Here is a 21,602-nt window from a genome sequence, read left to right as displayed (position 1 = left end):
ACGGAATCGTGGTTGGATGCTGGCGGTCGTTTATTACAAGAAAAAGAATCCGGAGTGACAGCGTTATGAACAGCTTGCGCAGTGTGTCGATCAGCCGACGCTTGTGGCTCATCTTGATTGTGGCGGTGGTCATGTTGCTGACCTTGGGCGTGTTGATGCTCAAGCAGATTCACGACGACCTGTACCAAGCCAAGGCCCAGAAAACCCAGCACGTGGTGCAGACCGCCAGTGGTTTATTGACTTACTACCACGATCTGGAAACAGCTGGCACCCTGACCAAGGAAGCCGCGCAGAAACAGGCACTCACCGCCATTCGGGGCCTGCGTTACGACCAGAGCGACTATTTCTGGATCAACGACCTCACGCCCGTCATGGTCATGCACCCGACCAATCCCAAGCTTGAAGGCCAGAATCTCTCGGCGATCCGCGATCCGGATGGTTTTGCCGTGTTTAACGAAATGGTCGCCATCGCCAAGAGCAAAGGCGCCGGCATGGTCGATTACCGGTGGCCGAAACCGGGCGCCAGTGAGCCAGTGGCTAAAACCTCCTACGTGAAACTGTTCGAGCCTTGGGGCTGGGTGCTCGGTTCCGGTGTTTATGTCGATGATGTGCAGGCCGAATTTCAGGGCCAGATGATCAAGGCGACGGTGATCGGCCTGGTGATTGCCCTGATCATGGCATTGCTGGTCATCATGATCGCGCGCAGCATCGTGCGCCCGTTGCAGGAAACCGTGAACGCCATGGCCAACATCGCCAGCGGCGAAAGCGACCTCACCCGCAGCCTCGATACCCACGGCAAGGATGAAGTCACGGAGCTCGCACATCACTTCAACGCTTTCACCGCCAAATTGCGCGGAGTGATTGGCGAGTTGCAGGTGTCGGCCAGTGCGCTGGGCCAGTCGTCCAGCGAACTGGGCAATGATGCTTCCCAGGCTCAGCAACGCAGCCAGCAGCAATCGCAACAGATGGAACTGGTGGCCACCGCAATCAACGAGGTGACCTACGGCGTGCAGGATGTGGCGAAAAACGCCGAACATGCGGCCGCTGAAATGCGTGACGCCGAGGCGCAGGCGCAACAGGGTCAGATCAACATCGACGGCAGCCTGCAACAGATCGACAAGCTGTCCGGCACCATTGATCAGGCGGTGGAAGTGATTCGTACCCTCGCCGCCGAAAGCACCCAGATCGGCAGTGTGCTGGAAGTGATTCGCTCGATTGCCGAGCAGACCAATCTGCTGGCGCTCAACGCGGCCATTGAAGCGGCACGGGCTGGCGAACAGGGCCGAGGGTTTGCCGTGGTCGCGGATGAAGTGCGCTTGCTGGCACAGCGTACGCAGAAGTCGACGGCGGAAATCCAGTCGATGATCGAGCGCCTGCAAAACCACTCCGAGGCGGCGGTCAAGGTGATCGGCGACAGCAGCAAAGCTTCGCAATTGACCATTGAACAGGCCGGGCTGGCGGGTGCAAGCCTGAATGCCATCGGCCAGGCACTGCGCAACCTCAATGGCCTGAATGCGTCAATTGCCAGTGCCACACTGCAACAGGCGCATGTGGTCGAGGACATCAATCAGAATGTCACGCAAGCGGCCGGTTTGTCTCACAGCACGGCGCTGGCGGCGGAGCAGTCGAGTGTCGCCAGCGTGCGACTCGGACAATTGAGCGAACAGTTAAACAACCTCCTGCGCCAGTTCCGCGTGTAACACATAACCTGTGGGAGCGAGCTAAATTTTCAGCAGGCTCACTCCCACAGGTTTTCTCGGTACAATCCGCCCCCGTCTTCAACTCCCCCAAGGAACCCCCATGTCCGGGCTTGAACTGTTTGCCGCCGCTCTCGGTGTGATCGCCGTGTGGCTGACGGTCAAACAGAATCCGTGGTGCTGGCCGATCGGGCTGGTCATGGTGTTGCTCTATAGCTGGATCTTCTTTGAAGTGAAGCTGTATTCGGACATGTTGCTGCAAGTAATCTACGCCGCGTTGCAACTCTACGGCTGGTGGCAGTGGACGCGTGCGGGGACGATGCATGACGGGCGCGAGGTGACGCGTCTGGATACTCGCTCGGTGTTGCTTGGCCTGAGTGTTGGCGCTGTCGGCAGTGTCCTGCTCGGGGCGGCCATGGCCCACTGGACTGACGCCGCGCAACCGTGGCTGGACGCCGCGCTCACCGGTTTCAGCCTGGTCGCGCAGTTATGGATGGCACAAAAACGCCTGCAATGCTGGGCACTGTGGTTTGTGCTTGATGTGATTTTTGTCGGCTTGTTCCTCTACAAGGGGCTTTACCTGACCGCCGCCCTGTATGCACTGTTTACGCTGATTGCGATTCAGGGCTGGCGCGAATGGCGCGCCGATCCGGCGTTGCGTACTTGAAGGTCGTGGTTCTGACCGGCCCCGAATCCACTGGCAAGAGCTGGCTGGCGGCAGGCCTTCAGCAACGGTTCGGCGGACTGCGGGTGGACGAGTATGTGCGCTGGTTCATCGAGCAGAATCCCCGTGACACCTGTCTGGCGGACATTCCCGAGATCGCCCGCGGCCAGCTGCAATGGGAAGATCAGGCGCGAGCGCAAAAGCCGTCGCTGCTGATTCTCGACACCCACCTGCTGAGCAACATCCTCTGGAGCCAGACCCTGTTTGGCGACTGCCCGGCGTGGCTTGAGCCGCAATTGCTGGTGCGACATTACGATCTGCATCTTTTGCTGTCTCCGGAACAGATCGACTGGACCGATGACGGCCAGCGCTGCCAGCCGGATCTGGATGAGCGCCTTGGGTTCTATCGAGCCACTCGCGACTGGCTTGAGCAACATCGACAGCCGTTCCAGATCATTCAGGGCGACTGGTCCGAGCGCCAGACGCAAGCCTTTGCCGCTGTGGCGACTTTGCTGGACGAGTAAGGGCATTCGGCCCAACTTCCCCACTGTTTACCCCTGCTTTGGGGCAAAAGTGTCCATTCCTGAAACACTCGCGTGAGTGCAAAGTGCCCGTTTCAACGGCATTCATCGCTTTGTCACACCGGTTGTTACGCCGTTGAAACACCCCGCCGCAAACCCTTGTTCCAGAGCATTGCTCAGCCAATAGACCGGTCGGCAATCCTGTACGTGTTTCAACAATGAAACAGCTTGCGCATCAGGCATGCCCGACTTCGCCTTAACTCATTGATATTGCGCAACAATCAAAAAGCGGCACAGCTTTCGCTCTTTCCTTCCCAACGCTGACTAGGGCCAGCCCACTGAAGAAGGAATTGCCGCCGTGGGGAACTTCAATAAAAGCTTGACCTGCCTTCTGCTGATCGGATCAGCAGCCAGCACAATCCTCAGTTTCAACGTTCAGGCCGAAGGCAACGGCGTTATCGTCCTCAACCGCGATGTACAGCCTATCCCTATTGGTCGCAGCGGCGGCAAAGACCCCTACCCAACGACCGTCAACGCCAACCCTTCGGCGCGCATCAACCAAGCGATGAACAGCACCGAACTCAACGACGGTGACTTTGCCAGTGTCGCCAGCGGCTCTTCGATTCGCGGCAACATCACTACGCCGACGGCAAACATGCCGGGCATGAACACCCTCACCAACCCCAACGGCATGCCCGGCATGAACGGCGGTCACGGCGGCGGCGCTGGCGGTTCGATCTCCAACACCGTCAATCGCGCAATGAGCTCCGGCCTTGCTCCGCTAACCCGCATGGCTGGAGGCCAATAAGATGAATCGCACCCTTGTGCTGCTCGCCCTTCTCGGCTGCACCCACGCAATGGCCGACCCCGGCTCAGTGAACAACGCGAACATTCAGGACACCGGCATCCAGTACCGCGGCAATTACAACGTCAACCAGGCCGCCGGCGACCAGATGCAACAGACCAACACCAAGGCCATCGCCATCGGCACCTCGGCCAGCGCCACCACCAACGTCAGGCAGCGGATCGATACTCCGGCCAATCCCTCGACGAATGCCAGCGCAACCATTGGCGGCAACTCTTTCAGTAACGGCAACGGGATTCTGGGCGTGAACCAGGGCGCCGGGGCCAACAACCAGATGGCCAACGTGACGCGCGTCAGCATCAGTGCTGCCCCGCAGAGCGTTGACGACAGCGCCCTTTCGCAACAGAACGTGGCGTTGTTACCGAGCTCAGGAGCAACTGGTACCTCAATCGGCAGTCGCCAGGTCACGACAAGTGATCAGGCCTTCACCGGCAGCCGAGGGGTAATCCAGGTGAACCAGAGTGCCGGGGTGGGGAACCGTATGGCTAACACCCTGAGCATCCGGGTCGCAGACTGACCCAAATAAAAAGCAGTGCAATTAGAAAGTACCAACACTTAACCAACTAATAAGCACGGAGAAACACCATGAAACCTACAATGGCTCTCAAACCACTGGTTTTCGCACTTGCAGCAGTGATGGCAATCGCAGCACAGGCAGGCGGTCGTGATGACGATCATGGTAATGGGCACGGCAATAATCACGGGCCTAAAGGGCCAACTTTAGAACAACTGCTGCAAATCGGCGCTGGCGCCGGGGCTGCCGTACTCGACACCCAAAACAGCGATGGCAACCTGGTCGGCAACCAAGGCACCAAAAATGATGCCAGCGTCAGAGACTCGGCAAACGGCACCAACGGCAACGTCGGCATGAACAACACCGCCGGTGATGGCAACCAGCAAGACAACGCCGCTGCATTGGCTACCGCTGACGAAAGCTTCATCTTCGGCACTGCCGTGGCCGTTTCCAGCGCCACCCAGGTCAACAACAACAACGCGGTTGCCAACTACTCGACAACCAACAACGCCAACCTCAACAACGTGGGTAACGGCGGTTCCGGCAACATTGGTGTGAACAACAGTGCCGGCAACTTCAACCAACAGAAAAACAACCTGGCTATTGCTGTATCGGGTGGTCGTGTAGCTAACGCCGCTGCTGCTGCGAACCAAAGCTCCACAGGCCTTGTGGTGTCCAACAACGGCACTCAAGTCTACAAAAAAGAAACCCTCACTGGCACCATCGCCGCTGCCGGCGCGTTCGCTGCAGTTGGCAAGGCTACCATCGAAGGTGATAAAGGCCATGGTGGTTATGGCGACAACGACCGCGGTAACGGCGGCTATGGCGGCAGCAAAGACCAGAAAGCAACCTTCGAAGCTGTGGGCATCTTCGGTCTCGCTGGCGTAACCACGCAACAAGTGCTGACCCCAGACGGCTGGAAAAACCCTGTGACCAACAACGCAAACGTCTCCAACGTTGGTAACAACTTCTCCGGTAACGCTGGTTACAACAACGCCGCTGGTGTGGGTAACCAACAAAGCAACTCGCTGTCCATCGCTGCAGGTTGCAAAGCCTGCATGTAATCGCGATCGAAACGAAAGCCCCGGAAACGGGGCTTTTCCTCAGTCCGTAAAGGCGTATCGATCATGCGTAAGACTGCCCTTCTCGCTCTGCTTTGCCTGTCTGGCCTGACTCAGGCTGCCCAGATGCCCATCGCTGCCCTGCCAGGTGGCGTACTCGTCTACAAGAACGTGCAAAGTATTCGTGAGCGCAAGTTTGCCGACATCGTCGAACAGAAAACCGACTTCAGTTGCGGCGCCGCCGCACTGGCCACGGTATTACGCCAAGGCTATTGGCTCGACGTCGATGAGGAGCACATCATCAAAGGCATGCTGGTCAACGCTGACCAGGACCTCGTTCGTACTCAGGGTTTCTCCATGCTCGACATGAAACGCTACATAGAAAGCATCGGCATGCGCGCCAGGGGCTACAAGATTCCACCGGAAAAACTCGACGCGGTAACAATACCGGTGGTGGTACTGATGGAAATTCGCGGCTACAAGCATTTCGTGGTGTTGCAGCGTGCGGACAAGGATTGGGTTTACATCGGAGACCCGGTTCTAGGGCACAAACGCTACTCCCATGATGACTTTGTCAAAGGTTGGAACGGCATTGTCTTCGCCATCGTCGGCCCCGGTTATGACAAGGCCAACGCCTTGCGCAGCCCGCCGACACCACTGACGGCCAAGAACAAGCTGGATGGCTTCAACCCTGTCAAAGATGCTGAATTGATGGACTTCGGGTTCATACAGAGCGACTTCTTTTAATCGCCGATTATAAAGAATGGGGCTGGATGTCCCGGGAGCAGCAAATGAAAACCTCATACTGGCTGGCCGCCGCCTGCCTAGCAGCGAGTGCGTCAGGCTATGCCAATGCAGGATTCAAACCTATCGAAATACAGGACAAGGAATTGTCCGAGCTACGCGGCCGTTATGTCATGCCGGGGCGGATTATCAGCTTCGGCATTGTCATGAGCAGTACCTGGCGCAACGCCAGCGGTGACCTGATCGGGGCCTCGACCTCGATGCAATTGCAGGCCGCCACCGTCAAACCAGAATTCTATGTGCAGACGATCAAAGAGCATGGCAATGGCAGCACCCCAACGCTGGGTACTGGCAGTGTCATTGGTGGTGCAGGCCTGGACAGCAGCCAGGGCGTGACGCAAAGCGTACGTGCCGCGGGCGACGGCAACACCGCCAGCAACAACGTCGCGATCAACGTCAAAGAAGCCGCCCAGGCGCCGGCTCTGCTACCTCAGCAAGGTCAAGCCCTGATGGCCGGTCAGACGATCGGCGCCAGCAACGCCGCCGGCAGTGTAGCGGTGTCCGCAAGCAGCGGGGGCGTCCAAATGGCCATTCAGGCTTCCGGCAATCAGGGCACCGCACTGCAACAAGTCGCCCAGGGTGGCTTGCTGCAGAACACCCGCCTGCTCGGCAGTGCCAACGTGGTCAACAACATGACCCAACTCAACGTCGTACTGAACAATAACGGCATGAGCGCCGGCGCACTGGACTGCAACCTGACTCAACTCAGGGCACTACGCAACATTGGATATTGAACTACGCTGAGTCTCGATCATTGGGCTTAAAGGGACGGCTTATTCATGTATCGATCAGTATCACTGCGTGCGGCTGTATGTTTGAGTACTCTTCTACCGGCAGCAATGCTGCAAGCGGCACCGGACGCCGACGTAGAAGTCCTGAAACAGGAACTTCTGGAGCTGAAGCAACGATACGAAGTACAGCAAAAGGCCCTGGCGGTACTCGAACAACGAGTCCGCCAGGTCGAAGATCAACCCGCCGCTCCTCCACCCAAACGTCTGGCCAAGTCGCCGTCCGACATGAAAGGCAATCCGAAAGTGGCCACTGGTACCGGGGCCGCAGCCGCGTCGGGGGGCGCTGCCGGGGGCAGTGGCGCTTCCTACGGGCAGTCGCTGGCCGATGATTCGCAACCGGCGCAAAGTGTTTCAAACCTCTATGACGAGGCCAGCGGCTTTTTCGGAGGGGGCAAATTCAGCTTCGAAACCGGCGTCACCTATTCGCGCTACGACACCCGTCAGCTGATTCTCAACGGGTTCCTCGCGCTGGACTCGATCTTTCTCGGCAACATTAATCTTGACCGGATCAAGGCTGATACCTGGACGCTGGATCTGACCGGTCGCTACAACTTCGACAACCGCTGGCAGTTCGACCTGAACGTGCCGGTGGTGTACCGCAACTCGACCTACCAGTCCGGAGGCGGCAATGGCGGTGCGTCCAACGTCACCACCGAACAGGATGTCGACCGCGACCCTACCATCGGCGACGTCAACTTCGGCATCGCCTACAAGTTCCTCGACGAGTCGGTCAATACCCCGGACGCCGTGGTGACCTTGCGCGTCAAAGCCCCTACCGGCAAGGACCCGTTCGGCATCAAGCTGCGTCAGACCGATGCCAACTCCAACCTGTTCGTGCCTGACACCCTGCCCACCGGCAACGGCGTCTGGTCGGTCACGCCCGGCATCTCGCTGGTCAAGACGTTCGACCCGGCGGTGCTGTTCGGCAGCCTGTCCTACACCCACAACCTTGAGGAGTCGTTCGACGACATCAGCTCCACCGTCAACCAGAAGAACCCGGGCAAGGTGAAGATCGGCGACAGCTTCCAGATTGGTGCCGGTGTCGCTTTCGCGTTGAACGAGAAGATGAGTATGTCGTTCTCGATGTCTGACCTGGTGCAGCGCAAGAGCAAGCTGAAACAGGATGGCGGCGATTGGCAATCGGTGGTGTCCAGTGACGCCAACGCCGGTTACTTCAACGTCGGCATGACCATTGCAGCCACCGACAACCTGACCATCGTGCCCAACCTGTCCATCGGTTTGACCGATGACGCCCCGGACTTTTCCTTCAGCCTGAAATTCCCGTACTACTTCTAAGCGTCAGGACATGAAAAAGGCCCGCTGCGAGATGATCGCAGCGGGCCTTTTCCATGCTCCCGCCCTAGCGGATCTGGTGCTTGTGCAGCAAACGGTAAAACGTCGGCCGGGAAACGCCGAGCACTTTTGCCGCAACGCTGAGGTTGTCACTGTGCCGGTTCAACACATCGCAAAGCGCCTGGCGTTCGGCGCGGGTCTTGTAGTCCTCAAGCGTGCCCATAGGCGTGGCGATCGAGTGCTGGCTGATCAGCCCCAGATCACGTGCTTCGATCTGCCGCCCTTCAGCCAGGACCAAGCCGCGACGCACGCGGTTGGCCAGTTCACGCACATTGCCCGGCCAGTCATGTTTGCCCATCGCAATCAGCGCATCTTCACTGAAACTGCGCGGCCGGCGCCCGGTTTCGTGGCTATAAAAGTGGGAAAAGTGGTTGGCCAGCATCGACAGATCACCATGGCGCTCTCGCAACGGCGCAGTGACCACTTGCAGAACGTTGAGCCGGTAATACAGGTCTTCGCGAAAACGCTTCTTCTCGATCGCCGCTTCGAGGTCGACGTGGGTCGCCGCCAGAACGCGGACATCGACAGGGATCGGTTGACTGCCACCGACCCTCTCAATGTGTTTTTCCTGAAGAAAACGCAGCAGATTGGCTTGCAGCTCCAGCGGCAGATCACCGATTTCATCGAGAAAGAGTGTGCCTCCGTTGGCCGCTTCTATGCGCCCGACCTTGCGCTGATGAGCGCCGGTAAATGCACCTTTTTCGTGGCCGAACAGCTCGGACTGAATCAGATGCTCGGGAATAGCGCCGCAGTTGATCGCCACAAACGGCTTGCTGTGGCGCTGAGACTGCCGATGCAGCGTGCGCGCGACCAGTTCTTTACCGGTGCCGCTTTCGCCGCGGATCAACACCGGCGACTCGGTGGGCGCCAGTTTGCTCAGCAATTTACGCAGCTCGCGGATCGGTTTGCTGTCGCCCAACAGTTCATGCTCGGGCTGATCCACATGGATCGTGCCCTGCCCACGCAGGCGCGCCATGCCGAAGGCGCGGCCGAGGGTGACTTGCACCCGCGAGACGTCGAACGGCAAGGTGTGAAAATCGAAAAACCATTCGCAAACGAAGTCACCAACATTCTGCAAACGCAGGACTTCCTGATTGAGCACAGCGATCCATTCAGTGCCGCTGCGGCTGATCAGTTCCTTGACGGCTTCGGGACGTTCCAGGTGAAACGGCTGCAAACGCAGAAGGCCGACGTCACAGGTGCGGTCGGCAGCGTTTTCCAGCGTACAACTGTCGACATCCCATCCCACCGCGCGCAAACCGGGCAATAGTCGATGACAGTCGTCACACGGATCGACCACCAATAAACGTCGTAACGCAGGCGCTTCACTCATGACTGTTCCTTGGCGCCAAATTATAGGAAATGATTGTAAAAACAGTCATTTGGCAGACCTGGCTGTAACATTAGCAAGATTTTGACAGTTCCTTGTATCAATTGCTTATAGGTGTGCAAGCAAACCCGTTATAAGTGGCTCGGTTGTTAGTTAGCTATCGACTTACTTCCTCTTACAGAGCTTTCACCAGGCTTTCAAAAACTCCCGGACAAGCCGGTAAATGAAAGGAAGTTGAAATTTCTTTGTTTCAGGTGTGACCTGCTCCCCGGTTGCGTGCATCAGTACAAGTAACCAGCCGCACGGTAAGCCCAACCGACGGCACATCATTTGATTGGGCACGACAGAGAGAAGACCCCATGACCGCCCCGCTCCGTATCAACGAAGCTCTTTTGATTGCCAACCACGCGTTCAAACCTTTCCAGTGCGTGGCCTGGGCGCCTCAAGACGGCAATGGCGAACTGAGCCTGACCGTGATTGATCGCACCAATTCCCATATCGGTCGTAAACAGATTCCAAGCAGCGCCTACTCCGATCCGGCACAGCTTGAGCAACTTCTGCAGCAAGCCCGCGCCGAACTGAGCGATGAAGGTTACACGCTGCAATCCTGGTCGATGCCACACTAATAGCCGGGTGATGCGGATGACGTTCAAGTCATCCGCCCTCCTCTTGTTAGTTGCTCTTTCTATTTATTTATCCGCACTTCTGTACAACTTTCCGTAACGGGTCCCAGCATAATTGCTTGGCAGGCTCGCTATTGGTTCAAAAAGACACTGTTCTGGCTCAGTGTGACCCTCCACCTGTTATTTCTTACAGTTGTACTTCCTCTTGTTCAGGGATTGAATGTTCCGCTCATGCAGTTACCGCCGGTTCCCGGTATTGGTCTACTCGCAAGGAGATGCGTGCATGTCCACACTGAACGCTTTTGCGCTGCCATCGTTATCGAACGATGCCGGTCAACTCGACAAAACGTTTGCCGTCAACGGCGTCGCTCAAGTGTATTTCGCGGGTAGTTTGTCCAGCCTGACTCAGGATGTTGCGCTCGATGCGCAGGGCCGGATTCTGGTGGCGGCCAAAGTCGGGGTGGCCGCAGGCAGCCGATTCGGCCTTGCGCGGCTGCTCGCGGATGGCTCCGCCGATTTGTCCTTCGGCCAACAGGGCAGCGTTATCGACACCTTTGCGCATGGGTTCGAAGCCATGGCCAGTAAAGTGCAGGTACTGCCCGACGGGCGAATCCTGCTGGCTGGCCTGCATTATGAAAACAGCCATCGCACCCTGCCCGCCCTCGCCCTGTTCGATGCGCAAGGCAATCCAGAGCAAATCTTTGGTGACAATGGTCGTCAGGTGGTGCGCCTGCCGGGCGATTTGTCGATGGGCGCCCGCGACACCTGGCTCCCGCCCGGCGTGCCCGGTGCCGAAGCCTGCGACTTCGCGGTACAGGACGATGGCCACATTCTGTTGATTGCCAACCATCACTTCGAACTGGCCGACCATGCCGGGATGTTGATTCGCCTCAAACCCGACGGCAGCCTGGATGAAACCTTCAACGGCCGTGGCTTCGTGATGATCCGTCACTTGCTGCTCAATACCTGGCTCAATAGCCTGCTGCTTCAGGAAGATGGGCGAATCGTGGTAGCAGGATCAATCGATTTTCCTCAGCAAGGCCTGTTGGCCCGTTACCTGCCCGATGGGCGTCTTGACGAACGTTTTGCGGTGGACGGCTTCATGGCGTTCACTGCCAACGGTCAAAGTGCCCAGGTCAGTCGGGTTCTTGAGTCCACGAACACGCTGCACTGCTTTGGCAGCAGCCGCGATCCGATCCGCTGCCTGGCGTTCAGTCTGCATCCCAATGGCCGCCCGGACTTGCATCGCAACAACGGCCAGCCGCAACTCCTGGAAATCGGTCCCAGCGCCTGCCAGTGGAGCGCCGCCCAACGCATGGCCGACGGTCGCATGATCGCCGTAGGTGCAACGATTGGTGGGATGGAAGCTGATTTCGTCGTCGCCCGCTACTGCGCAAATGGCAGTCTGGACCCGAACTTCGGCCAAGGCTGCGGATGGCTGCGCACACGGCTGGGACGCAGTCTCGACACGGCCAACTCACTGGCGGTGCAAACGGACGGCGCAATTGTGGTTGGCGGCTATTCGCTGGATGGCAACTACCGGGCAATGGTTGTGCGGTATCTGAATCCCTGAGAGCTTGATCTTCCTCGACACATCCGGCAACTTGCGCGCTTCTTAAAACAAGGAGCAACCGATGTCCGGTTCAATGGCCCAGGCGTTCGCGCAAAATTTTCTCGGGCATTCGCCACGCTGGTACAAGGCGACCATCGTTGGCTTCCTGATCCTCAACGCGCTCGTGCTGTTCACCGCAGGTCCGGTCGCGGCGGGTTGGCTGTTGGTGATCGAGTTCATCTTCACTCTGGCCATGGCCCTCAAGTGCTATCCGCTGATGCCCGGCGGACTGCTGCTGATCGAAGCCCTGCTGTTGAAGATGACCACGCCGCAGGCGCTTTACGATGAGCTGGTACACAACTTCCCCGTGATCCTGCTGCTGATGTTCATGGTCGCCGGCATCTATTTCATGAAGGATCTGCTGCTGTTTTTGTTCTCGCGGCTGTTGTTGGGCGTGCGTTCGAAAGCGGCGCTGGCGCTGATGTTCTGCTTTCTCTCGGCATTTCTGTCGGCATTTCTCGATGCATTGACGGTCACCGCCGTGATCATCAGCGCCTCCGTGGGTTTTTATTCGGTCTACCACCGGGTGGCGTCTGGCAACGATCCGCGCCAGGACGCCGGGTTCAGCGATGACCAACATCTGCCGACCTTGCACCACGAGGATCTGGAACAGTTTCGCGCCTTCCTGCGGAGCCTGCTGATGCATGGCGCGGTCGGTACCGCGCTCGGTGGTGTATGCACCTTGGTTGGTGAGCCGCAGAACCTGCTGATCGGCCATGAAATGGGTTGGCACTTCGCAGAGTTTTTCCTGAAAGTCGCGCCGGTATCCTTGCCGGTATTGGCAGCCGGCTTGGTGACTTGCGTATTGCTGGAGAAACTGCGCTGGTTCGGTTACGGCACGCTGCTGCCGGACAACGTTCGCGCCGTGTTGGCCAATTACGCGGCCGAAGATAATGCCGAGCGCACCTCGCGTCAGCGCGCGGCGCTGCTGGTGCAAGGCGCCGCGGCGTTGATTCTGATCGGTTGTCTGGCCTTTCACGTTGCTGAGGTTGGCTTGATCGGTTTGATGGTAATCGTGTTGATCACCGCGTTTACCGGTATCACTGACGAGCACCGTCTCGGTAGCGCATTCAAGGACGCCATGCCGTTTACCGCGTTGCTGGTAGTGTTCTTTGCCGTGGTGGCGGTGATTCATGATCAACAGCTGTTTGCACCGCTGATCGAGTGGGTGCTGGCACTGCCGGTCGATCAACAACCGGGCATGCTGTTTATCGCCAATGGTCTGCTGTCGGCGATCAGCGACAACGTGTTTGTCGCGACCATCTACATCACCGAAGTGAAACAGGCGTTCCTGGCCGGGCACATGAGCCGCGAGCACTTCGAGACGCTGGCAATTGCGATCAACACCGGTACCAATCTGCCGAGCGTGGCCACACCGAATGGTCAGGCGGCGTTCCTGTTCCTGCTGACCTCGGCCATTGCGCCGTTGGTGCGGTTGTCTTATGGGCGGATGGTGTGGATGGCGTTGCCGTACACGATCGTGATGGGCCTGCTCGGCTGGTACGCCGTTAGCTACTGGCTCTGATCAACACCAAATAAACCAGTGGGAGCGAGCCTGCTCGCGAAGAGGGAGTGACAGACAACGGATTCGTTGAATGACACACCGCTTTCGCGAGCAGGCTCGCTCCCACATTGGGTTTTCCGGTTAGGTCAGCGCGGCAGGATGTATTTCTCGATCGCCTGAGCCACGCCGTCTTCGGTGTTTGAACCGGTGACAACATCCGCCTGACGCCGCACCGCCTCTTCCGCCTGCCCCATGGCAATCGACAGTCCCGCGCAATGGAACATCGCCGGGTCGTTGCCACCATCGCCAATCGCCGCTGTCTGTTCCAACAGGATGCCGAGATGCGCGGCAATGGTTGCCAGCGCCGTGCCCTTGTTGGCCTCCAGCGCCGTGACGTCGAGATACACCGGCTGAGAACGCGAGACCTGCGCCATGCCGTTGACCTTCGGTAACAGGCGCGCTTCCAGCTCGATCAGAAACTCAGTGTTGTTGCTGGTCGCGACAATCTTGTCGATGCGCTCCAGGTACGGTTCAAAGCTCTCAACCACGACTGGCGGATAGCCGAGACCGTGCTGCTCACGCGACACCATCGGCCCATGCGGGTCTTTGACCAACCAGTCGCCGCCACTGAACACCCACACTTCGACGTCTGGCTGGTCAACGAACGTCGCCAGAGCAATCAGTGCGGTCGTCGCGGGCAGGTAATGCGCAACCAGCAAACTGCCGTCCGGATTGACGATGGTGCCGCCATTGAATGCCGCAGTTGGCAGGTCGACGCCCAAGGCTTCAATCTGCTGCAACATCGCTTTCGGCGGGCGCCCGGTGGCGAGGCTGAACAGCACGCCGGCCTCGCGCAACGAACGAACAGCGTCGACAGTGCGCTGGCTCAGTGTGTGATCGGGCAGCAACAACGTGCCGTCCATGTCACTCAGGAGAAAACGGATCGGTTTACTCATCCGAGGCCGTGCCAGACGCGACCATCGCGAGTCAGTAGATCTTCGGCAGCTTGCGGGCCGTCTTCACCGGCAGCATACGTTTGCATGCTCGCATCCTGCTGCCACGCATCGAGGAACGGTTGCACCGCACGCCAGCCGTTCTCGATGTTGTCGGCGCGCTGAAAAAGCGTCTGATCGCCGGTCAGGCAGTCGTAGATCAGCGTTTCATAGCCGGTCGAGGGCTGCATCTCGAAGAAATCCTTGTAGGCAAATCCCAGCTCGATGTTGGCCATGTTCAGCGCCGGCCCTGGCCGCTTGGCCAGCAGGTCGAACCACATGCCTTCGTTGGGCTGAATCTGGATACGCAGGTAGGTGGGCTGCAACTCGTCGACTTCGGTATCGCGGAACTGCGCATAGGGCGCTGGTTTGAAGCAGATGACAATCTCGGTATCACGCACGCTCATGCGTTTGCCGGTACGCAGGTAGAACGGCACGCCGACCCAACGCCAGTTATCGATCATCACTTTTAATGCGACGTAGGTTTCAGTGCTGCTGTCGGGCGAGACGTTGGCCTCTTCGCGGTAACCGGGCAGCGCTTTACCGCCGACTTCACCAGCGCTGTACTGGCCGCGTACTGAGTTGGCGCGCGCCTCTTCAACAGTCCATGGGCGAATCGCGCCGACTACTTTGGCCTTCTCGCCACGCACGGCATCGGCGCCGAACGCCGCCGGCGGTTCCATGGCGACCATGGCCAGCAACTGGAACAGGTGATTAGGCACCATGTCACGCAGTGCGCCCGTGTGCTCGTAAAAACTGCCACGGGTTTCTACGCCGACGGTTTCGGCGGCGGTGATTTGTACGTGGTCGATGTAATGGTTGTTCCAGAAGGCTTCGAACAGGCTGTTGGAGAACCGGCTGACCAGAATGTTCTGCACGGTTTCCTTGCCCAGGTAATGGTCGATCCGATAGATCTGCTTCTCGGACATCACCTTGAGCAGGCAGGCGTTCAGCGCTTCGGCAGTTTGCAGATCGGAGCCGAACGGCTTCTCGATCACCACCCTTCTGAACGCATCAGGGGTCTCTTCCAGCAGTTTGGCGGCGCCGAGACGACGCACCACTTCGCTGAAGAAACGCGGAGCAGTAGCCAGGTAAAAGACCGCATTGCCGGTGCCGCTGTCGGCGATTTTTGCCGCCAGGGCTGAATAAGTGCTGTCGTCGAGGAAGTCGCCCTGGACGTAGCTGATACCTTTGGCGAGCTTGGCCCACAAGGCCGGATCAAGCATCTGATCGCCCTTGCCGACCTTCGCCGCCACTTCGGTACGGATGAAGTCTTCAAGCTTCTGCGCGAAGGCTTCATCGGTAATGGCGTTGTGGTCAACGCCGACGATCCGCAGACCATCGTCAAGCAAGCCGTCGCGACTGAGGTTGTACAGCGCCGGCATCAGCAAGCGCTTGACCAGGTCGCCGTGGGCACCGAACAGAAACAGCGTGGTCGGTGGTGCGGGTTCTGCCTTGGATTTTCTGCGGATCGTATGGGTCATTTCTTCGGTGTCTCCACATGGCCGCCGAAGCCGAAGCGCTGGGCCGAAAGAATCTTGTCGCCAAAGGTGCCCTGACCACGCGAGCGATAACGCGAGAACAGCGAGTTCGACAACACCGGCACCGGCACCGCTTGCTCCATGGCCGCTTCGATGGTCCATTGACCTTCGCCGCTGTCAGCCACCGAACCCGAGAAACCGTCGAGTTTCGGGTCGCTGGCCAGCGCGTCTGCAGTCAGGTCGAGCAACCACGAGGAAACTACGCTGCCACGACGCCAGACTTCGGCAATGTCCGCCACGTTAAGGTCGAAACGCTGATCTTCCGGCAGGCGCTCGCTCGATTTGGTCTTGAGAATATCGAAGCCCTCGGCGAAGGCCGCCATCATGCCGTACTCAATGCCGTTGTGGATCATCTTGACGAAGTGCCCGGCACCGGCGGGACCGGCGTGGATGTAGCCGTGCTCGGCACGGTGGTCATCGGACTTGCGATCCTTGGTGCGAGGAATGTCGCCCATACCCGGGGCCAGAGCGGCGAACAGCGGGTCGAGACGCTGCACGGTTTCGGCGTCACCACCGATCATCATGCAGTAGCCGCGTTCCAGGCCCCAGACGCCACCGGAGGTGCCGACGTCGATGTAGTGCAAGCCCTTCTCGGCCAGGGTCTTGGCTCGGCGAATGTCATCCTTATAGTTGGTGTTGCCGCCGTCGATGATGGTGTCGCCGGCTTCAAGCAGGTTGCTCAGGGTTTCGATGGTGTCTTCGGTCGGTGCGCCGGCCGGCAGCATGACCCAAACCGCGCGCGGCTTGTCCAGGCCGGCAACCAGTGCTGGCAAATCGGCAACGCCAGTAGAGCCCTCGGCGACCAGGTTATCGATGAAAGCGGTATTGCGGTCGTAAACAACGGTGGTGTGACCGTTGAGCATCAGGCGCCGCGCAATGTTACCGCCCATGCGGCCCAGTCCAATAATCCCGAGTTGCATGTGCTGATGCTCCTTACTACAAATAAATGTGTGTCAAAGGTTATAGCCCAACGCGACTAATGGAGGTTAGTCCAGAGCGTCGGGATGAAGTTTCCGGGCATTGTGCCCGATTCAGACTGATAACGCGCTGAATCGTGCCGAAGACACACCGACCATAAAAAATAAAAAAGTTCCCTTGAGAGGCAAAAGAAACCAAAATTGGTGCCGATAGTAAGTCAGCACCCCAGAACGGGGGCTATTTACAGTTGAGACACGCCATTTGCGAGGTGAGCAATGGGCACAGTACACACAGCAATGCCGCCACAAACCCTGTACGTCACTATTCGTCGTGATGAATTGCGCCAGTTGAAGGACGAACGCGACCAATTGAAGCAGGAACTGGCGCAGTTGCGCGCGTTGACCCAGGGCGTTCAGCCCAAACCGCTTCCGGTTGTTCAGCGCCACCCGCACGCCTGATCTCCCCGCCTGATCCGGGAACGGCAAACGCTGTTCCCGTCATGTTGCACCTCTGGCCGCTTCGGCAGTAATTAACAAAACTTTCACATTCCCTTCGTGATACTCCGCCCCTATTCTGGCCGTACCCTCGCGTACGGCCTCCGTTCGTCGGCTTCACGGATGTCCCGGCGGTGGTAGTAACGATTGAGCTGGAGCGCCGAATGGCATTGTTCAAACGCAGCAAAACGACTGCGACAGGTTTCGACTGGGCCGGTTTTATCTGGCTGTTTGTGTTCTTCTGGTACTTCTCGGGTATTACCCAACTGCTGATTCAGATCACCGGCACCTCCGGTTTCACCGGGTTCCGTCAGGCGTTCGTGATGAGCGCGATCTGGCTGGCTCCGATGCTGCTCTTCCCCAAGCGCACAAAACTGCTTGCCGGCATAATCGGTTTGGTGCTGTGGGCCTGTTCGATGGCCAGCCTGGGCTACTTCTTTATCTATCAGCAGGAGTTTTCCCAGAGCGTCATCTTCATCATGTTCGAATCGAACGTGTCCGAAGCCGGCGAGTACATGACCCAGTACTTCGCCTGGTGGATGGTTCCGGCGTTCCTCGCTCATACCGCGTTTGCCTATTTCCTGTGGACTCGCCTGCGCCCGGTGTACATGCCCCGTGGCCGCGCCATGGTCGCTGCCGCCGCCATCGTGATCGCGGTGGTCGGCTATCCGCTGGTCAAGCAAACCCTGCGCATGGGCAACTTCGCTCAGGGTTTCGAGAAGTTCGAAACCCGCATCGAGCCCGCCGTGCCATGGCAAATGGCCGTGGCGTATCACCGTTATCTCGACACACTGGCTGACATGCAGGGCATGCTGCACAGTGCGAGCAAGATCCCGCCACTGAAAAACCTCAAGACTGTCTCGGCCGATCAGCCATCGACCCTGGTGCTGGTAATTGGTGAGTCGACCAATCGTCAGCGCATGAGCCTGTACGGCTACCAGCGCGACACCACACCGGAACTGGACAAGCTCAAGGATCAACTGGCGGTATTCGACAACGTCGTCACCCCGCGTCCTTACACCATCGAGGCGTTGCAGCAAGTACTGACGTTCGCCGACGAAGAAAATCCGGATCTGTACCTGTCCACGCCTTCGCTGGTCAGCATGATGAAACAGGCGGGGTACAAGACCTTCTGGATCACCAACCAGCAGACCATGACCAAGCGCAACACCATGCTCACGACCTTCTCCGAGCAGGCTGACGAGCAGGTATACCTGAACAACAACCGTAATCAGAACGCCGCCCAGTACGATGGCGACGTGATCGAGCCGTTCAACAAGGCCCTGACGGATGCGGCGCCGCGCAAGCTGATCGTCGTGCATCTGCTCGGCACCCACATGAGCTATCAGTACCGTTATCCGCCGACCTTCGACAAGTTCAAGGACCGCAACGGGGTACCGGCCGGCGTGCGTGACGACCAGGTGCCGACCTACAACAGCTACGACAACGCCGTGCTGTACAACGACTTTGTCGTGTCGAGCCTGATCAAGGATTACGCCAAATCCGATCCGAACGGTTTCCTGCTGTATCTTTCTGACCACGGCGAAGACGTGTTCGACTCGGTCGGCCACAAAACCCTTGGCCGTAACGAAAACAAACCGACGGCGCCGATGTATACCATTCCGTTCATGGCCTGGGCCTCGCCGAAATGGAAGGAAAACCATGACTGGAACTTCGCTGCCGACCTGCAGCGACCGTACAGCAGCTCGCACCTGATCCACACTTGGGCCGACATGGCCGGTTTGAGTTTCGATGAACTGGACCGCAGCAAGAGCCTGGTGAGCGACAGCTTCAAGGTTCGTCCACTGCTGATCGGCGACCCGTATCAAGCTGACCAGCGAGCGCTGATTGATTTCAGCCTGATGAAGCCGAAACCCGCCTCACCCGCACCCGCGGATGTCGCGCAAAAGTAATACCGCGAAGGGGCCGAAACCGGCCCCTTTTTCATGCCTGCAACATTTTCAAATAACAATATTTCTCGTTTGATACTAAATCGCAGAACTGCGCTTCGTCTTTGAACAAACGGAATTTTTCCCTCGAAGACAAGGAGTCGGCTGCGATGTTCGCGCCCATTACCCGTTCCATGACCCTCACGCTCGGCCTCTGCGGCGCCGCACTGAGCCCCGATCTGCTGGCGGAATCCGAAGCGGAAAAACCTTCGGAGCCTGCCGCCACGGCGTTGGAACTGGCATCGACCAGCGTCACCGCCCAAGGCCTTGGCAGCAACACCGAAAACACCGACGCCTACACCACCGGTGCCATGAGCACCGCGACGCGGATGAACCTGTCGATCAAGGAAACCCCGCAATCGGTGTCCGTGGTCACCCGCCAGCAAATGGATGATTTCAAGCTCGGTACATTGTCCGAGGCCATGGGCCAGACCACTGGCGTGGTGGTGCAGCACCTTGACTCGGATCGGGTCAACTATTCGTCGCGCGGCTATTCGATCAACAACTTCCAGATCGACGGAATGCTCAACACCTTCGATCGCATGAAGACCGATGCCGACACCATCATTTACGACCGCATCGAAGTGGTTCGCGCTGCAACCGGCCTGACCACCGGCGCAGGCGATCCTTCGGCGACCATCAACATGGTGCGCAAGCGTCCGACGGCGCAATGGCAGGCGCTGGCCGGGGTCAGCGGCGGCAGTTACGACAATTACTACAGCTACGTGGATGTTGGCGGCCCGCTGGCCTTCGATGGTCGCCTGCGTGGGCGCACGGTAATGGCCTATCGCGACAGCCAGTCGATCCGCGACAAGTACGCGCTGCAACGCGAGGTCGGCTACGGGATTCTTGAAGCAGACTTGACTGATTCCACCGTGCTGGCGGTGGGTTATGACTATCAGGATAAACAGGTGCAAGGGTCGTCATGGGGTACCGTGCCCTATTGGAATGCCGACGGCAGCAAGGCAAAACTGGGCCGTTCGACCAACATGGCGACGTCCTGGAGCTCTTGGCCACTCAAGGACAAAACCGCGTTCGCCACACTGGATCAGGAACTGGCGGGAGGCTGGCGTGTGAAAGCGGCCTACACCCACCGCACCAGCGATGTCGACGGCAAGATCTACTACGGCGGCGCCGGCTATCCCGAGGCTGACCGCAGCGGCATGGTCGCCTACACCTCGCACATGATCGGCACGCAGAAAATGAGCGTCTATGACTTCAACGTCTCTGGTCCTTATTCGCTGCTCGGCCGCGAGCACGAATTGATGCTCGGTTATGGCGAAGCCGAACACCGCTCCTATGCCCCGAAAACCTTCACCGGCAGTCTTCCCGCCGATTACGGCAAGATCCGCGACTGGAAGTACATGGGCAATATCGGCAAATTCCCCGACACCGTCAGCGATTTGACCGGTTCAAGAGGCAGCACCCGGCAAACGGCCGGCTATATCGCCACCCGCTTGAGCCTGACTGACGATTTGCATGCCGTGATCGGCAGTCGTTACGGCAGTTGGGAAGGCAAAAATGCCGATTACTACTATGACGATAACCGGCAACTGACCCGCGTTGACACGACTCATCAGCAGCAGAACGACATCTGGACCCCCTATGCCGGCCTGCTCTACGACTTGACCCCGCAATACACCGCTTACGTCAGCTACACCGATATTTTCAAACCGCAGAACAACCGCGACAGCAGCCGCAAATACCTGGAACCGGTGGTTGGCAGCAATTACGAAGTGGGGCTCAAGGGCAGCTTGCTGCAAGAGCGGCTGAACGTTGCAACGGCGCTGTTCTGGAGCAAGCAGGAGAACGTTGCCGAGCGCGACAATTCCGTCCCGCCGGATCCGGCCACTGGCGAAGAGTTCTACAAATCCGGCGGCAAAGGCAACAAGGTCAACGGCTTCGAAGCCGAGGTCTCCGGCGAAATCCTCGACGGCTGGAACATGACTGCCGGTTACACCTACACCCATTCGGTAAACGGCGATAAACAGCGCACCAATGAAAAAGCGCCGCTGAACCTGTTGCGCATTTCCACGGCGTATCGTTTGCCGGGCAACTGGCAGGCATTGACCGTGGGCGGTGCGGTGAACTGGCAAAGCAGCATCTATGGCGATGCGAAACGCCCCGTCGGTCGCGATGCAGCCGGTAAGTTCATCACTGAAAGCACCCGGATCAACCAGGGCGCGTACACCGTGGTCAAGTTGATGTCGCGCTATGCCATCGACAAAAACCTCTCGGCCTCGCTGAACGTCGACAACCTGTTCGACAAGAAGTATTACGAGAACGTCGGTTTCTACAACGGCGTGTACTGGGGCGATCCGCGAACCGTGACGTTGAGTCTGGACTGGAAGCTCTGACAGCGCTGCAAG

General features: G+C 58.4%; 19 protein-coding genes. 15 read left to right on the top strand and 4 right to left on the bottom strand.

All coding sequences use genetic code 11. From position 1 onward, the window contains the following. Positions 1-65: 65 nt before the first annotated feature. From ACA043_RS14075 to fapF, 9 genes are all read left to right on the top strand, one after another. Positions 66-1,700 (top strand): methyl-accepting chemotaxis protein, encoded by a 1,635-nt coding sequence (locus ACA043_RS14075; RefSeq protein WP_187678375.1) that lies wholly within the window; start codon positions 66-68, stop codon positions 1,698-1,700. A gap of 100 nt (positions 1,701-1,800) precedes the next feature. Further along, a complete protein-coding gene (pnuC, locus tag ACA043_RS14070; protein WP_187678374.1) occupies positions 1,801-2,364 on the top strand; it encodes a nicotinamide riboside transporter PnuC in 564 nt (187 codons plus the stop codon). After that, positions 2,361-2,885 (top strand): AAA family ATPase, encoded by a 525-nt coding sequence (locus tag ACA043_RS14065; protein WP_497659647.1) that lies wholly within the window; start codon positions 2,361-2,363, stop codon positions 2,883-2,885. Before pnuC ends, ACA043_RS14065 begins: the two co-directional genes overlap by 4 nt. Before the next feature lie 355 nt (positions 2,886-3,240). Next, positions 3,241-3,690 (top strand): functional amyloid chaperone FapA, encoded by a 450-nt coding sequence (fapA, locus tag ACA043_RS14060; protein WP_187678373.1) that lies wholly within the window; start codon positions 3,241-3,243, stop codon positions 3,688-3,690. A gap of 1 nt (position 3,691) precedes the next feature. After that, positions 3,692-4,264, top strand: a complete 573-nt coding sequence (gene fapB / locus ACA043_RS14055; RefSeq protein WP_401267443.1) for a fibril amyloid subunit FapB — start codon at positions 3,692-3,694, stop codon at positions 4,262-4,264. Positions 4,265-4,332: 68 nt separating this feature from the next. Next, positions 4,333-5,325 carry an amyloid-like fimbrin subunit FapC gene (gene fapC, locus ACA043_RS14050; RefSeq protein ID WP_497659493.1) on the top strand — a complete coding sequence of 331 codons (993 nt, stop codon included), beginning with the start codon at positions 4,333-4,335 and terminating at the stop codon, positions 5,323-5,325. 63 nt (positions 5,326-5,388) lie between these two features. Next, positions 5,389-6,069, top strand: a complete 681-nt coding sequence (gene fapD / locus ACA043_RS14045; protein WP_123531668.1) for a fibril amyloid maturation endopeptidase FapD — start codon at positions 5,389-5,391, stop codon at positions 6,067-6,069. Positions 6,070-6,113: 44 nt separating this feature from the next. Continuing rightward, entirely contained in the window at positions 6,114-6,860 is a 747-nt protein-coding gene (gene fapE, locus ACA043_RS14040; protein ID WP_123531670.1) for a fibril amyloid subunit FapE, read from the top strand. A gap of 45 nt (positions 6,861-6,905) precedes the next feature. Further along, positions 6,906-8,213, top strand: coding sequence for a fibril amyloid transporter FapF (fapF, locus tag ACA043_RS14035; RefSeq protein WP_497659492.1), 1,308 nt, complete (start codon positions 6,906-6,908; stop codon positions 8,211-8,213). A 64-nt stretch (positions 8,214-8,277) separates the two neighbouring features. Here the strand turns inward: fapF and ACA043_RS14030 are convergent, their stop codons facing one another. After that, positions 8,278-9,603, bottom strand: coding sequence for a sigma-54 dependent transcriptional regulator (locus tag ACA043_RS14030; protein WP_187678367.1), 1,326 nt, complete (start codon positions 9,601-9,603; stop codon positions 8,278-8,280). Positions 9,604-9,959: 356 nt separating this feature from the next. Between ACA043_RS14030 and ACA043_RS14025 the strand changes: the two genes are divergently transcribed. The 3 genes from ACA043_RS14025 to nhaB all read left to right on the top strand — a co-directional run bounded on the left by ACA043_RS14025 (position 9,960) and on the right by nhaB (position 13,360). Further along, positions 9,960-10,226 (top strand): hypothetical protein, encoded by a 267-nt coding sequence (locus ACA043_RS14025; RefSeq protein ID WP_095188991.1) that lies wholly within the window; start codon positions 9,960-9,962, stop codon positions 10,224-10,226. Positions 10,227-10,506: 280 nt separating this feature from the next. Then, a complete protein-coding gene (locus tag ACA043_RS14020; protein ID WP_497659491.1) occupies positions 10,507-11,796 on the top strand; it encodes a delta-60 repeat domain-containing protein in 1,290 nt (429 codons plus the stop codon). A 61-nt stretch (positions 11,797-11,857) separates the two neighbouring features. Continuing rightward, on the top strand, positions 11,858-13,360 hold the full coding sequence (gene nhaB, locus ACA043_RS14015) for a sodium/proton antiporter NhaB (protein ID WP_497659490.1): 1,503 nt from the start codon (positions 11,858-11,860) through the stop codon (positions 13,358-13,360). 125 nt (positions 13,361-13,485) lie between these two features. Here the strand turns inward: nhaB and ACA043_RS14010 are convergent, their stop codons facing one another. From ACA043_RS14010 to gnd, 3 genes are read right to left on the bottom strand one after another with little or no spacing between them, the layout of a single operon-like run. Then, positions 13,486-14,295: an HAD family hydrolase gene (locus ACA043_RS14010; RefSeq protein ID WP_497659489.1), complete on the bottom strand. Its 810-nt coding sequence runs from the start codon at positions 14,293-14,295 to the stop codon at positions 13,486-13,488. Then, positions 14,292-15,815, bottom strand: a complete 1,524-nt coding sequence (gene zwf, locus ACA043_RS14005) for a glucose-6-phosphate dehydrogenase (RefSeq protein WP_489879857.1) — start codon at positions 15,813-15,815, stop codon at positions 14,292-14,294. Before zwf ends, ACA043_RS14010 begins: the two co-directional genes overlap by 4 nt. Next, complete coding sequence (gene gnd, locus ACA043_RS14000; protein WP_187678362.1) at positions 15,812-16,792, bottom strand: phosphogluconate dehydrogenase (NAD(+)-dependent, decarboxylating); 981 nt, start codon at positions 16,790-16,792, stop codon at positions 15,812-15,814. Before gnd ends, zwf begins: the two co-directional genes overlap by 4 nt. A 273-nt stretch (positions 16,793-17,065) precedes the next feature. Here gnd and ACA043_RS13995 point away from each other — a divergent pair, with 273 nt between their 5' ends. The 3 genes from ACA043_RS13995 to ACA043_RS13985 all read left to right on the top strand — a co-directional run bounded on the left by ACA043_RS13995 (position 17,066) and on the right by ACA043_RS13985 (position 21,590). Then, positions 17,066-17,248, top strand: coding sequence for a DUF6026 family protein (locus ACA043_RS13995; protein WP_283436578.1), 183 nt, complete (start codon positions 17,066-17,068; stop codon positions 17,246-17,248). Between the two features lie 200 nt (positions 17,249-17,448). Further along, positions 17,449-19,197: a phosphoethanolamine transferase CptA gene (locus ACA043_RS13990; protein ID WP_489879856.1), complete on the top strand. Its 1,749-nt coding sequence runs from the start codon at positions 17,449-17,451 to the stop codon at positions 19,195-19,197. A 146-nt stretch (positions 19,198-19,343) separates the two neighbouring features. Continuing rightward, entirely contained in the window at positions 19,344-21,590 is a 2,247-nt protein-coding gene (locus ACA043_RS13985) for a TonB-dependent siderophore receptor (RefSeq protein ID WP_497659488.1), read from the top strand. Positions 21,591-21,602: the final 12 nt, after the last annotated feature.

Source organism: Pseudomonas sp. LBUM1648, assembly GCF_059716145.1.
This window is presented reverse-complemented; position numbering and strand designations above follow the sequence as displayed.

Excerpts from the sequence above, each read along its gene's own strand:
- ACA043_RS14075 (WP_187678375.1), top strand. The coding sequence starts at position 66 with ATGAACAGCTTGCGCAGTGTGTCGATCAGCCGACGCTTGTGGCTCATC.
- pnuC (WP_187678374.1), top strand. The coding sequence starts at position 1,801 with ATGTCCGGGCTTGAACTGTTTGCCGCCGCTCTCGGTGTGATCGCCGTG.
- fapB (WP_401267443.1), top strand. The coding sequence starts at position 3,692 with ATGAATCGCACCCTTGTGCTGCTCGCCCTTCTCGGCTGCACCCACGCA.
- fapC (WP_497659493.1), top strand. The coding sequence starts at position 4,333 with ATGAAACCTACAATGGCTCTCAAACCACTGGTTTTCGCACTTGCAGCA.
- fapD (WP_123531668.1), top strand. The coding sequence starts at position 5,389 with ATGCGTAAGACTGCCCTTCTCGCTCTGCTTTGCCTGTCTGGCCTGACT.
- fapE (WP_123531670.1), top strand. The coding sequence starts at position 6,114 with ATGAAAACCTCATACTGGCTGGCCGCCGCCTGCCTAGCAGCGAGTGCG.
- fapF (WP_497659492.1), top strand. The coding sequence starts at position 6,906 with ATGTATCGATCAGTATCACTGCGTGCGGCTGTATGTTTGAGTACTCTT.
- ACA043_RS14030 (WP_187678367.1), bottom strand. The coding sequence starts at position 9,603 with ATGAGTGAAGCGCCTGCGTTACGACGTTTATTGGTGGTCGATCCGTGT.
- ACA043_RS14025 (WP_095188991.1), top strand. The coding sequence starts at position 9,960 with ATGACCGCCCCGCTCCGTATCAACGAAGCTCTTTTGATTGCCAACCAC.
- ACA043_RS14020 (WP_497659491.1), top strand. The coding sequence starts at position 10,507 with ATGTCCACACTGAACGCTTTTGCGCTGCCATCGTTATCGAACGATGCC.
- nhaB (WP_497659490.1), top strand. The coding sequence starts at position 11,858 with ATGTCCGGTTCAATGGCCCAGGCGTTCGCGCAAAATTTTCTCGGGCAT.
- ACA043_RS14010 (WP_497659489.1), bottom strand. The coding sequence starts at position 14,295 with ATGAGTAAACCGATCCGTTTTCTCCTGAGTGACATGGACGGCACGTTG.
- zwf (WP_489879857.1), bottom strand. The coding sequence starts at position 15,815 with ATGACCCATACGATCCGCAGAAAATCCAAGGCAGAACCCGCACCACCG.
- gnd (WP_187678362.1), bottom strand. The coding sequence starts at position 16,792 with ATGCAACTCGGGATTATTGGACTGGGCCGCATGGGCGGTAACATTGCG.
- ACA043_RS13995 (WP_283436578.1), top strand. The coding sequence starts at position 17,066 with ATGGGCACAGTACACACAGCAATGCCGCCACAAACCCTGTACGTCACT.
- ACA043_RS13990 (WP_489879856.1), top strand. The coding sequence starts at position 17,449 with ATGGCATTGTTCAAACGCAGCAAAACGACTGCGACAGGTTTCGACTGG.
- ACA043_RS13985 (WP_497659488.1), top strand. The coding sequence starts at position 19,344 with ATGTTCGCGCCCATTACCCGTTCCATGACCCTCACGCTCGGCCTCTGC.